General features: G+C 70.7%; 9 protein-coding genes and 2 pseudogenes. 3 read left to right on the plus strand and 8 right to left on the minus strand.

Annotated features, from left to right (window positions below):
- Positions 1–94: 94 nt before the first annotated feature.
- The 7 genes and pseudogenes from SSOG_RS56230 to SSOG_RS23555 form a co-directional block, all read right to left on the minus strand.
- Positions 95–301 carry a hypothetical protein gene (locus SSOG_RS56230; protein WP_009716743.1) on the minus strand — a complete coding sequence of 69 codons (207 nt, stop codon included), beginning with the start codon at positions 299–301 and terminating at the stop codon, positions 95–97.
- 157 nt (positions 302–458) lie between these two features.
- A complete protein-coding gene (locus SSOG_RS23530) occupies positions 459–1,385 on the minus strand; it encodes an alpha/beta fold hydrolase (RefSeq protein WP_009716744.1) in 927 nt (308 codons plus the stop codon).
- Positions 1,382–1,843 carry a phage holin family protein gene (locus tag SSOG_RS23535; protein WP_039938487.1) on the minus strand — a complete coding sequence of 154 codons (462 nt, stop codon included), beginning with the start codon at positions 1,841–1,843 and terminating at the stop codon, positions 1,382–1,384. The genes SSOG_RS23530 and SSOG_RS23535 overlap by 4 nt, the downstream gene beginning before the upstream one ends.
- A gap of 115 nt (positions 1,844–1,958) precedes the next feature.
- Positions 1,959–3,350 carry a Na+/H+ antiporter NhaA gene (gene nhaA, locus SSOG_RS23540; RefSeq protein ID WP_009716746.1) on the minus strand — a complete coding sequence of 464 codons (1,392 nt, stop codon included), beginning with the start codon at positions 3,348–3,350 and terminating at the stop codon, positions 1,959–1,961.
- A gap of 243 nt (positions 3,351–3,593) precedes the next feature.
- Positions 3,594–5,555 (minus strand): acetate--CoA ligase, encoded by a 1,962-nt coding sequence (gene acs / locus SSOG_RS23545; protein ID WP_009716747.1) that lies wholly within the window; start codon positions 5,553–5,555, stop codon positions 3,594–3,596.
- A 105-nt stretch (positions 5,556–5,660) separates the two neighbouring features.
- A pseudogene (locus SSOG_RS23550) lies at positions 5,661–6,545 on the minus strand (carbonic anhydrase); the annotation flags it as partial.
- Positions 6,546–6,863: 318 nt separating this feature from the next.
- Entirely contained in the window at positions 6,864–7,868 is a 1,005-nt protein-coding gene (locus tag SSOG_RS23555) for an ATP-binding protein (protein WP_009716749.1), read from the minus strand.
- 102 nt (positions 7,869–7,970) lie between these two features.
- Here SSOG_RS23555 and SSOG_RS23560 point away from each other — a divergent pair, with 102 nt between their 5' ends.
- Complete coding sequence (locus SSOG_RS23560; protein WP_009716750.1) at positions 7,971–8,792, plus strand: Fic family protein; 822 nt, start codon at positions 7,971–7,973, stop codon at positions 8,790–8,792.
- 327 nt (positions 8,793–9,119) lie between these two features.
- On the opposite strand, the gene SSOG_RS23565 is transcribed toward SSOG_RS23560, so the two are convergent.
- Positions 9,120–9,956 carry an HAD family hydrolase gene (locus tag SSOG_RS23565; protein WP_009716751.1) on the minus strand — a complete coding sequence of 279 codons (837 nt, stop codon included), beginning with the start codon at positions 9,954–9,956 and terminating at the stop codon, positions 9,120–9,122.
- Between the two features lie 453 nt (positions 9,957–10,409).
- Between SSOG_RS23565 and ssd the strand changes: the two genes are divergently transcribed.
- Both ssd and SSOG_RS23575 read left to right on the plus strand, forming a co-directional pair.
- Positions 10,410–11,519 (plus strand): septum site-determining protein Ssd, encoded by a 1,110-nt coding sequence (gene ssd, locus SSOG_RS23570; protein ID WP_009716752.1) that lies wholly within the window; start codon positions 10,410–10,412, stop codon positions 11,517–11,519.
- Positions 11,516–12,496: pseudogene (locus SSOG_RS23575) on the plus strand (TadA family conjugal transfer-associated ATPase); the annotation flags it as partial. The gene ssd and the pseudogene SSOG_RS23575, both read left to right, overlap by 4 nt.

Raw genomic sequence — 12,496 nt, forward strand, 5'->3', positions numbered from 1 at the left:
TCTTTCCCGGTGTTCCAGGGTTCCCGGTGATCCCGCTGTGTCGGGTGGTTCCGGTGCTCCCGGTGTGATGGAGACGCGAGCCGGTAGGTGTTGCCTACCGGCTGCGCGGATGGCGCAGCCGCGCCGAGACCCAGCGGGCACGGCGCCGGATGATGCGGGGAATCCCGACGATATTGGGGTCATGGCCTTGGGTAGGCCCGGAGCCGCCGCGCTCGGAAACGCTCAGTGCGGCATTGGCAGCAGCGGCGGCTTCGGGGCCGCGGCCGCTTGGTGCGTCACGGTAGTCGTGCGTCCAGCCCATACTCCGGACTTTGCCCGTGGCCCAAGGTCGGTAATCGCCGGTGGCTGCGGCAATTGGCCTATGCGCCAGGCAAGTGGCTGTTCGAGAAACACCTGTTCGCACAAGGTCGGCCCGGCGGCCGTTTCGGGCCTGTTCCGGGGCTCGCTCCGGCGTCGGCTCAGCGGTCCGGTTCCGGGTCCTTCAGCCAGTTGATCAGCTCCGTGGAGAAGGCCTGCGGATCCTCCTCGTGCGGAAAGTGGCCGAGGCCGTCGAAGAGCCGCCAGCGGTACGGCGCCTCCACGTACTGCCCCGACCCCGCCGCGCTGCGGGTCCGCATCACCGGGTCGAGTGACCCGTGCAGATGCAGAGTCGGCACTCGCACCGGCCGCTTCATCCGGCGGTTGAACTGGATACCGTCCGGCCGCGCCAGCGACCGCACCATCCAGCGGTACGGCTCGATCGAGCAGTGCGCCGTCGAGGGGATGGCCATCGCCCGCCGGTAGACGTCCACCGCCTCGTCCTCGGGCAGCTGCGGCCCGGACCACTCCCGGATCAGCCGTCCCACGGCCTCCGCGTCGTCCGCGACCAGCTGGCGTTCGGGCAGCCATGGCCGCTGGAAGCCCCAGATGTGGGAGCCCGCGGCGCTCTGCCTGACGTCCCCGAGCATCGCCGAGCGCCAGCGCCGCGGATGCGGCATGGAGGTCACCGCGAGCCGCCGCAGCAGCTTCGGCCGCATCACCGCGGCCGTCCACGCCAGGTATCCGCCCAGGTCATGGCCGACCAGGGCGGCGTCAGGCTCACCGAGCGAGCGGATCACACCGGTGATGTCGAGGGCGAGGTTGGCCGGGTCGTACCCCCGCGGCGTACGGTCGCTGCCGCCCACTCCGCGCAGGTCCATCGCGACCGCCCGGTACCCGGCGTCGGCGAGCGCGGTCAGCTGGTGCCGCCAGGTCCACCAGAACTGCGGAAACCCGTGGAGCAGCAGCACCAGCGGGCCGTCGCCCAGCTCGGCGATGTGGAAGCGCGCGCCGTTGGCCGCGACGTCCCGGTGGGTCCAGGGGCCGTCCAGCCGAACGACCGACGCGGAGATATCAGGGACGCTCATGCCGACGAGCGTGTCACATCCCGTACGGAGCGGCCGCCGTTCCCCACGGCCCGCGGATGCGGCTTGACGTTCCCGAGGACGGCCGCCGACTCCTTGGACGAGGCGATGGACCGCTTCGGCGCCTTGACCTTCTTGAACTTCACCAGCGCGACCAGGCCCAGGATTCCGGCGATCAGCCAGTAGATGCCGCCCACGATCAGGAAGCACCAGGCGAGGCCGAGGCCGGTCCAGGAACGCAGTCCATAGGCGAGGGCGAAGCTCAGCACCGGAAGCGAGAAGAGGACCAGCACCCCGGCCGCCACACCGGCGCCGCTGCCGAACGCGGCCTTCTTGGCACCCACCCGGAGCTCGGCCTTGGCCAGCGCGATCTCGTCGTGCATCAGCGCGGACAGCTCGGTGGTCGCCGTGGCCACCAGCTGGCCGAGGCTGCGGTTGCCGCCGTCGTCGGCTGCGCTCATCGCCATCTCCCTCTGCTCTTGTACGTCTTCCGGTCGTCTTCGCGTGTCTTCCGCGCGTGCAGGTCTTCTGCGCTGTTCCGCGGCTTTCAAGCCTCTCAGATCATGGCGTCTCAGATCATGCCGGACCATCGTCCTCGGAGCCGCCCCCGGCGGCCACTTCGGCAAGCCGCCGGTGCTCGGCAGCCTTCGCCTCATGGATCGCGGCCATCCGGAGGTGGTATTCGGGAGTGTCGCGCTCGTAGACGTCGGGAATGCCGTCCATGTCCTCGTCCCGCTCCTCGTCCTGATACAGGCGCTGGTAGCGGTTGTTGCGCAGTTTGAGGAGGATGCCCGCGAGCAGCGCGGCGCACAGCGAGCCGATGAGGACCGCCGACTTCACCTCCTCGGCGAGCGCCGGATCGTCGGGGAAGGCCAGTTCGCCGATGAGCAGCGAGACGGTGAAACCTATGCCGGCGAGCGTCGCGACGGCGAACACATCCGCCCACGCCAGGTCCTCGTTCAGCTCGGCCCTGGTGAACCGGGCGGCGCACCATGAACCACCGAAGACCCCGACGGCCTTGCCCACCACCAGGCCGAGGACGACGCCGAGTGTCTCGGGGCGGGTGAAGACGTCCGCGACGGCGTCGCCGGATATCGGGACCCCGGCGGCGAACAGGGCGAACACCGGCACGGCGAGCCCGGCCGAGAGGGGGCGCACCCGGTGCTCGATGCGCTCGGCGGGGGAACGGTCCTCGCCCTCGCGCACCGTGCAGCGCAGCATCAGGCCCATCGCGACGCCCGCGACGGTGGCATGTACCCCGCTCGCGTGCATCAGCGCCCAGATCACCAGGCCCAGCGGGAGGTAGATGTACGCGCCGCGTACGCCCTTGTGGTGCAGCAGCCGGAAGAGGGCGAGCCCGGCGAAGGACAGGCCGAGGGCGACGAAGTTGATGTCCTTGGTGAAGAAGATCGCGATGATCAGGATCGCGCCGAGGTCGTCGACGACCGCGAGGGTGAGCAGGAACGCGCGCAGGGCGGCGGGCAGCGCGGTGCCGATGACGGCGAGGACCGCGAGCGCGAAGGCGATGTCGGTGGCGGTCGGTACGGCCCAGCCCTTCATGCTGCCGCCGCCGGTCGCGGTGACGACGACGTAGACGAGCGCGGGGGCGGCCATGCCGCACAGCGCGGCGATCACGGGCAGCGCGGCGGCCTTCGGATCGCGCAGCTCGCCCGCGACCAGTTCGCGCTTCAGCTCGATCCCGGCGACGAAGAAGAAGACGGTGAGCAGGCCGTCCGTGGCCCAGGACTCGACGGACAGATGCAGATGCAGCGCCCCGGGGCCGAAGGAGAAGTCCTTGATGTCGCCGTAGACATCGCTGAGCGGGGTGTTCGCCAGGATCAGCGCGGCGATCGCGGCGACGAGAAGGATCATGCCGCCGACGGTCTCGGTGCGCAGCGCGTCGGTGATGAACGTCCGCTCGGGGAGCGAAAGGCGGCCGAGGAACTTGCGGCTGGTGGGCGCGGCCACGGGCGGGGCCTCCTGGGTCGTCGGTCGGGTGCGGACACACGTATGCCGTGTGCCGACCAGACTTCCCGGCGCGCCCTTGTGATCTTGACGCGCTGTTAACGCGTCAGGTTCTCACCTTAACCGGAACAGTCGAGGGGCGCTCCCGCGTGGAGGGAGCGCCCCTCGGCCGTATGACCTCGGCTCGGGCCGCTGCGCGGGCCCTCGCCCGGGCCGCTGCTCAGACCGTCGCCTCTGCTGCGCTGATCAGTCTTCGCTGGGCGCGGACGGCAGCTTGCTCTGGATCAGCTCCATGACGGAGGAGTCGGTGAGCGTGGTGACGTCACCCAGCGCGCGGTTCTCTGCGACATCGCGCAGCAGCCGACGCATGATCTTGCCGGAACGGGTCTTGGGCAGCTCGGCCACCGGCATGATCCGCTTGGGCTTGGCGATCGGGCCGAGCTGCTTGGCGACATGCGCCCGCAGCTCCTCGACCAGACCCTCGTCCTCGGCCGCGCTGCCGCGCAGGATGACGAAGGCGCAGATCGCCTGGGTGGTCTGCGGGTCGGTGGCACCGACGACGGCGGCCTCGGCGACCTTGGGGTGCGAGACGAGCGACGACTCGACCTCGGTCGTCGAGATGTTGTGGCCGGACACCAGCATCACGTCGTCGACCCGGCCGAGCAGCCAGATGTCGCCGTCGTCGTCCTTCTTGGCACCGTCGCCCGCGAAGTAGCGGTTCTCGAAGCGGGACCAGTAGGTGTCCAGGTAGCGCTGGTCGTCGCCCCAGATGGTGCGGAGCATCGACGGCCACGGCTCGGTGAGCACCAGATAGCCGCCCGCACCGTTCGCCACCTCGTTCGCCTCGTCGTCGACGACGGTCGCGGCGATACCGGGGAGCGCCACCTGGGCCGAACCGGGCTTCGTCGCGGTGACGCCCGGCAGCGGGCTGATCATGATGCCGCCGGTCTCGGTCTGCCACCAGGTGTCGACGACGGGCGTCGTGTCCGCGCCGATGTTCTTGCGGTACCAGATCCACGCCTCGGGGTTGATCGGCTCGCCGACCGAGCCGAGGACGCGCAGCGAGGACAGGTCGAACTTGGCCGGGATGTCGTCGCCCCACTTCATGCACGCGCGGATCGCGGTCGGGGCGGTGTACAGGATGGTGACCCCGTACTTCTGGACGATCTCCCACCAGCGGCCCTGGTGCGGGGTGTCCGGCGTGCCCTCGTAGAGCACCTCGGTCGCTCCGTTGGAGAGCGGCCCGTAGACGATGTACGAGTGACCGGTGACCCAGCCGACGTCGGCCGTGCACCAGAAGACGTCCGACTCCGGCTTGAGGTCGAAGACGGCGTGGTGGGTGTACGACACCTGGGTGAGGTAGCCACCGGTGGTGTGCAGGATGCCCTTCGGCTTACCGGTGGTGCCGGAGGTGTAGAGGATGAACAGCGGGTGCTCGGCGTCGAACGCCTCGGGCGTGTGCTGCTCCGGCTGGCGGTCCACGATCTCGTGCCACCAGACGTCGCGGCCCTCGGTCCAGGCCACCTCCTGGCCGGTGCGGCGGACGACCAGCACGCTGCGCACGTTCTCGGTGCCGGGACGGGTCAGGGCCTCGTCGACGGCGGGCTTGAGCGCGGACGGCTTGCCCCGGCGGTAGCCGCCGTCGGCGGTGATGATCACGCGGGCGTCGGCGTCCTGGATACGGGTGGCGAGGGCGTCGGCCGAGAAGCCGCCGAACACCACGGAGTGCGGCGCACCGATGCGGGCGCAGGCCAGCATCGCGATCACGGCCTCCGTGATCATCGGCAGGTAGATGGCGACCCGGTCGCCCGTCTGTACTCCCAGCTCGGTCAGCGCGTGCGCCGCCTGGGATACCTCCCGCTGAAGCTCGGCGTAGGTCAGCGAGCGGGTGTCTCCCGGCTCTCCCTCGAAGTGGAGGGCCACTCGGTCGCCGAGTCCGTTCTCGACATGACGGTCGACGCAGTTGTACGCCACGTTGAGCTTGCCGTCCGCGAACCACTTCGCGAAGGGCGGGTTCGACCAGTCGAGCGTCTCCGTCGGCTCGGTCGCCCAGGTCAGCCGACGGGCCTGCTCGGCCCAGAAGCCCAGGCGGTCCGCCTTCGCACGCTCGTACGCCTCGGCCGTCACGTTGGCGTCCGCGGCCAGATCGGCCGGCGGCGTGAAGCGGCGCTCCTCGCGAAGAAGGTTGGCCAGGCTTTCGTTGCTCACGACATCTCCCATTCCCAGGGTGTCCGTTGTGTCCCCGCCATAGCTCATCAGCCCCAGGCAGGCCCTGACAAGGCGCTGTCGCCGTAAATTGGTTTAGACCTGTAATCAGATCGCCTCCAGCGCTTCCGTGACTCCCCCCTTTCCGGGCTCCGGGGCGGCGGCCGGACCGGCCGCACAGACGGCCACTGGGGTGCCGTCATCCGGCCGGACGGCCAGAAATCGGCCCGATCCGGGCTCCAGGACGTACGCCTGAGCCTCCGCCACATGGAAAAACATCCCGTGCAGCACCAGCCGTCCCTCCGCCACCCGTCGCGCGACGCAGGCGTGCGCCATCAGATGCTCCAATTGCTGCATCACGTTGATCAGCGCAAGCCGCTCCACATCGTCGGCCACCGGCCGGTCGGCCAGCGCGACCTCGCCACGCCCCAGCTGCCCGATCCGCTCCATCCGCGCCAGCCCGGGCCTGCCGTGGCGCAGCCAGCGCGCCAGGGGAGTCTGCGCCCCGGGGGGCGCGGACGATGAGCCGAGCAGCGCCTGCATCGCCCCGCAGCCGGAGTGCCCGCACACCGTGATGCTGCCGACCCTCAGCACCTCCACCGCGTACTCGATGGCCGCGCCCACCGAGTCGCAGGCGGCGTCCGCGCCGGGAGGTGGCACCAGATTGCCCACATTGCGCACGGTGAACAGATCGCCGGGGCCGCTGGAGGTGATCATGCTGGTCACCAGCCGCGAGTCGGCGCAGGTGAGAAACAGCTGGGTGGGTCGCTGTCCCTCCCGGGCGAGCCGCGCCAGCTCGTCGCGCACCAGTGGTGCGGTATTGCGCTGGAAGGCGCTCACCCCGCCCAGCAGCTGCCCCGCTTCCTCTCCGCGAGCGCGTCCGTGTCCGTCCCCGGCCGCCGGGGCGGGGCGGGTGCAGTGGTGGTTGCGCCAGGGCGTCCATGGGCGGCAGGCGGCCGCACCGGCCGACTCGGTGACCGGCCGCTGCGGCCGGTTGAAGCGGCGCAGCGAGGCGAAGGTGACGAACGCGATCCCGGCGAGCGCGACGGCCATCAGCCCGACCTGTAGCGGGGCGCCCGCCGAGAGCGCCATCTGATCCAAGAGCTTCAACATTCCCGTCTCCTCCGGGGCTTCGCGGTCGCGAGCGAGGCGCGGCCGTGGGTCACGGCGTACTGCGGTGCTGACTCCCAAGCGTTGGTAAATGAATCGTAATGCCAGGTAAAGTCAGCGGGAAGCCTTTTGAGGAGAAGCGTGCTGTTGTTCCTTCCATGGGGTGAATAGTCAGGTGAGATGACCGCGCCGGGTGGGTGGCTAGGCGGGCGCGGGGGCAGCCGCCGCCCGCCCGGCCAGGGCGGACTCGTCCAGGGCGAAGGCCGGATCAACCTGTGCCGCCAGGTCGGCACCCGTCTTCGCGTTCCCCCAACTCTGCGCGTTCTTCAGGTGGAAGTGCACCATCTGGCGGGTGTAGCGCTGCCAGTCCCGCCGCTCGTAGGAGGCGTCCACCGCGTCGTGCAGCGTGCGCAGCGCCTCGCGGTTGGGCTCCTCCAGCTCCGCGAAGCGCGGCGCGCGGCCCTTCTCCATCGCTCGGACCCAGTCGGAGTGGCCGACGGTGACCAGCAGGTCGTCGCCCACCTCGGCGCGCAGGAAGGCGAGGTCGTCCGGGCCCTGCACCTTGTTCCCGACCACGCGCAGCGCCACGTCGAAGTCGCGGGCGTACTCCTTGTACTGGCGGTAGACCGCGATGCCCTTGCGCGTGGGTTCGGCGACCAAGAACGTCATGTCGAAGCGGGTGAAGAGCCCGGAGGCGAAGGAGTCGCTGCCCGCCGTCATGTCGACGACCACGAACTCCCCGCGCCCGTCGACCAGATGGTTGAGGCACAGCTCGACCGCGCCGACCTTGGAGTGGTAGCAGGCCACGCCGAGATCGGACTCGGTGAAGGGCCCGGTCGCCATCAGCCGCACCTCCCCGTCGCCGAGCGGGACGGTCCGGGCGCACGCCTCGTAGACGGGGTTGTCCTCGCCGATCCGCAGCAGCCGCGATCCCTCGCCGGGCGGCGTTGTCTTGATCATGGTCTCGGCGGAGGCGATCCGGGGGTTCGTCCCGCGCAAATAGTCCTTGATCAGGGGGAGATGGGCGCCCATGGCGGGCAGCGCGGCGGCCTCCGCCTCGTCGAGCCCGAGTGCCGCGCCCAGATGCTGGTTGATGTCGGCGTCGACCGCGACGACCGGGGCGCGGGTGGCGGCGAGATGGCGGATGAACAGCGACGACAGCGTCGTCTTGCCGCTGCCGCCCTTGCCTACGAAAGCGATCTTCATGTTCAGAAAGCGTAGGTGAGTGATCCTCTCCCATGAGGGATTTACGTGAAGAAAACCACTCCAACGAGGGGCGCCGGGCAACGGGTGCGTAGGGTCATACTCATGAGTACGTCAGCAGATCCGCTCGCCACCCTGGCAGCGCTGCCCGGTGTGGCCGAGTCCGTGGAGGCCGTACGGACGGCAGTGGACCGGGTCTACGGCCACCGGGTGATGCGTCGCCGCAGCAACGAGGTCACGTCGGAGGCGGCGCTGCGCGGAGCGCGTGGTTCCGCGGCGCTGGCCGGTGCCGACTGGGCGCTCGAAGAGGTCCGCCGCCGCACTGACTTCGGGGCCGAAGGGGAGCCGCACACGGTGGGAGCGGCTCTGCGGGTGACCGCCGAGGCCGGTCAGTTGCTGAGCGTCTGGCGGCAGTCGCCGCTGCGGGTGCTGGCCCGGCTGCATCTGGTCGCGGCCGGAGGGGCGGACGATGACAACAGAGTCGGACGGCCCCGGCTGGCGGGCGAGCCGGTGCGGGAGCAGCTGGTCGGGCCGGAGCCGCCCGACGCCGACGAGGTGGCGGCCCGACTCGACGGCTTGGCGCGGCTGCTGCTCGCGGGCAGCGAGGCCCCGGCGCTGGTGACGGCGGCGGTGGTGCACGGGGAACTGCTCGCGCTGCGGCCCTTCGCCTCCTACAACGGCCTGGTGGCGCGCGCGGCCGAGCGGATCGTGCTGGTCGGCAGCGGGCTCGACCCGAAGTCCATCTGTCCGGCGGAGGTGGGTCACGCGGAGCAGGGCGCCGCGGTGTGCGTGGCCGGGCTGGAGGGCTATGTGTCCGGGACGCCCGAGGGCATGGCGGCCTGGATCGCGCACTGCGGACGGTCGGTTGAGCTGGGCGTGCGGGAGAGCACGGCCGTATGCGAGGCGATGCAGAGGGGAGCCGCCTGAGGCCGCCCGGCTCCGGGGGTGTTCCCGGGTCCGGACAGAGTTGCGGCGGCACCGCGAGGGTGCCGCCGCTGGCACGTCCGCCGGGTTACCAGTGCGTGCACAGAAATTCGCCCATCAGGCCGGGATCTTCGCCCGTCACCTGGTGCGGCTGGCCCGTAATCGACGGGTCGGCGTCGCGTGGGTGCCCGGCATCCGTGCTCGGTCCGTGGGGCCTTGGTGCGTCTGGGGAGATCCTCCCGGATACCCCTGGTCTCGCGGGCCGTCGATTCCTTTCTACTCCTGCGCGGAGCCAAGTGGAACCCCTCCACGCAGATCTTTGCGGCGAGGTCAAATGCGGGTATAAGGGGCGCGTCGCCGGCTGGCGTACCAGACCAGACCGGCGGTGGCGGCGGCCGCTCCCACGGCCGCGACCGCGGCCAGGACCGGCCGCGGCGGCATGGACAGCGAGGGCAGCCGCTGCTTCAGTCGCACCGGGCGGTCGAAGGAGAGGACCGGCCAGCCGCGGGCGACCGCTTCGCGGCGCAGGGCCCGGTCCGGGTTCACCGCGTGCGGGTGGCCGACCGACTCCAGCATCGGCAGATCGGTCGCCGAATCGCTGTAGGCGTAGCAGCGCGACAAGTCGTATCCCTCGGACTCGGCCAGCTCGGCGATCGCTTCCGCCTTCGTCGGTCCGTAGGCGTAGTACTCGACCTCTCCGGTGAAGACCCCGTCCTCGACGACCATGCGGGTGGCCACCACCCGGTCCGCGCCCAGCAGCTCGCCGATCGGCTCCACGACCTCCGCTCCCGAGGTGCTGACAATCACCACATCGCGTCCGGCGGTGTGGTGTTCCTCGATGAGCGAAGCCGCTTCGTCATAGATGATGGGGTCGATCAGATCGTGCAGAGTCTCCGCGACGATCTCCTTCACCAGCGCGACATTCCAGCCGCGGCAGAGGGCCGAGAGGTACTCGCGCAACCGCTCCATCTGGTCGTGATCGGCGCGGCCGGCGAGGAAGACGAACTGGGCATAAGCAGTACGCAGTACGGCTCGACGGTTGATCAGCCCACCCCGGTAGAAGGACTTGCTGAAGGTGAGCGTGCTTGACTTCGCAATGACCGTCTTGTCCAGGTCAAAGAAGGCGGCTGTCCGGGGCAAGGAGTGGTTTTCCACGACGCCGAGCATAGGGCCCACCATTCGGCGTAAGCTGAGGCGCGTGGGTTTGCCTGAGAAGGCTCTCGGGTACACCATGGAAGTCACGGATCGTTCGCGACCGTGCTAACCCGGCCCGACTCCTCCCCCCCGAGTCGGCCGTGGGGACGACCCCCGCTCTCCCCCCCGGCGGGGGTCGTCGCATGTCCGGACGCTTTTTCGGTCCATTCACGAGATCTTGCTCCCCTCATCCGGGCCTGGGTGACGCCTGCTCCCCAACAGCCTGAATGGTTACCGTGCGTAATCGCTACGCTGCACTCCGGAAGTCACTGGTTTAGGTGACTGGGATATTCACAACTGATGAGTTGTCCACGGTTTTGGACCAAGATCCCCAAGATTTTCAGGATCGCGACACGGTGATTCTCCGCGTTGTTTGCACTCGCCGTTCGCGTGAGTGAGAGCGCGTAACGATATGGGGAGGGGATCGTGACTGCATCCATCACACCGGAACGGTCATCACCGGAAGAAGGACAGCGCGGCAGACCGCTGATCATCACTGAGGACGAAGAGCTTCTCGACGATCTGCTGCGCCTGTGCGCGGCCGCCGGCGCCGAGGCCGAAGTGGCCCATGGCACCCCCACGCGGCGCGGGAGTTGGGAGGGCGCGCCGTTGATTCTCGTCGGGGACGACGCGGCCGCCGGGCTCCGGGGGCGGGTCCGCAGGGCGGGCGTGCTGCTCATCGGACGCGATCTCGACGACCACAACATCTGGCGCCGGGCGGTGGATCTCGGCGCCGACAATGTGGCGTTCCTGCCCGATGCCGAGACCTGGCTCGTGGACCGGATCGCCGATGTCGCGGAGGGGGTCGGGCAACAGGCCCTGACCATCGGGGTCATCGGCGGCCGCGGCGGGGCCGGAGCCTCCACCCTCGCCTGCGCCCTGGCCGTCTCGGCGGCCCGTTCGGGCCGGCGCACCATGCTCATCGACGGCGACCCGCTGGGCGGCGGCCTCGATGTACTGCTCGGCGGTGAGGGGTCGGAGGGGCTGCGATGGCCCGCCTTCGCCGAATCGCGCGGTCGCGTCGCCGGGAGCGCGCTGGAGGAATCGCTGCCCGAGCTGCACTCCCTGCGGGTGCTCAGCTGGGACAGGGGCGATTCGGTCGTCATTCCGCCCTCGGCGATGCGCGCGGTGCTGGCCGCGGCCCGGCGGCGCGGCGGGGTCGTGGTGGTGGATCTGCCGCGCCGGGTGGACGAGGCGGCGGCCGAGGCTCTCGCCCAGGTGGACCTCGGTCTGCTGGTCGTCCCGGCGGAGCTGCGCGCCGTCGCGGCCGCCCACCGGGTGGCGTCCACGGTGGGCATGGTGCTGAGCGATCTGCGCGCGGTGGTGCGGGGGCCGTGCGGGCCCGAACTGGACGACGAGGAGATCGCCCGGCTGCTCGGGCTGCCGCTGGCCGGTCAACTGCCGCCGGAGCCGGGGCTGCTGGACGCGATCGACGGCGGCGAGCCCCCGGGCGGCAGCGCGCGCGGCCCGCTCGGCCGGTTCTGCGCCGAGTTCTGGGCACGGGCCCTGCCCGGTGCGGGGGGTGTCACCGCATGAGCGTCGAAACCCTGGATCTGCTGGACGCGGTGCGGCTGCGGCTGGCGGAGAGCGGTGCGGATCCGAGTCCCTCCAGGTGGCGGCCGCGCTGCGCGAGGAGGGGCGGTTGCTGGGCGACACCGAAGTGCTCGGTGTGGTCAACGCCCTGCGCTCCGAACTGGTCGGCACCGGCCCCCTGGAGCCGCTGCTCGCCGCGCCCGAGGTCACGGACGTGCTGGTCACCGCCCCCGACGAGGTGTGGGTGGACCGCGGCGCGGGGCTGGAGCGGACGGCCGTCACCTTCGCCGACGCGGCCGCCGTGCGCAGGCTCGCCCAGCGGCTCGCCGCGGTGGCCGGGCGGCGGCTGGACGACGCCCGGCCCTGGGTGGACGCCCGGCTGCCGGACGGGACGCGGCTGCACGCGGTGCTCCCGCCGGTGGCCGTCGGATCCACGTGTCTGTCGCTGCGGGTGGTGCGTCCGCGGGCGTTCTCCCTCGCCGAGCTGGTGGCCGCCGGGACCGTGCCGCCCGGCGGTGCGGAGCTGCTGCGGGCCATGCTGGACGCCCGGCTCTCGTACCTGGTGAGCGGCGGCACCGGATCCGGCAAGACGACGTTGCTGAGCACCCTGCTGGGGCTGGTCGGCCGGGAGGAGCGCATCGTCCTCGCCGAGGACTCGGCGGAGCTGCGGCCCGACCATCCCCATGTGGTCCGGCTGGAGACCCGCCCCGCCAACCAGGAGGGCCGGGGCCAGGTCACCCTGCGGGACCTGGTGCGCCAGGCGCTGCGGATGCGGCCCGACCGGCTCGTGGTCGGTGAGGTGCGGGGCCCCGAGGTCACCGATCTCCTGGGCGCCCTGAACACGGGCCATGAGGGCGGCTGTGGCACCGTCCACGCCAATACGGCGGGAGACGTACCGGCCCGGCTGGAGGCGCTCGGCTCGACCGCGGGTCTGGACCGGGCCGCGCTGCACAGCCAGTTGGCGGCAGCCCTGTCGGTCG

This window comes from Streptomyces himastatinicus ATCC 53653 (genome assembly GCF_000158915.1).
In the GTDB taxonomy this organism is placed as follows: Bacteria; Actinomycetota; Actinomycetes; order Streptomycetales; family Streptomycetaceae; genus Streptomyces; species Streptomyces himastatinicus.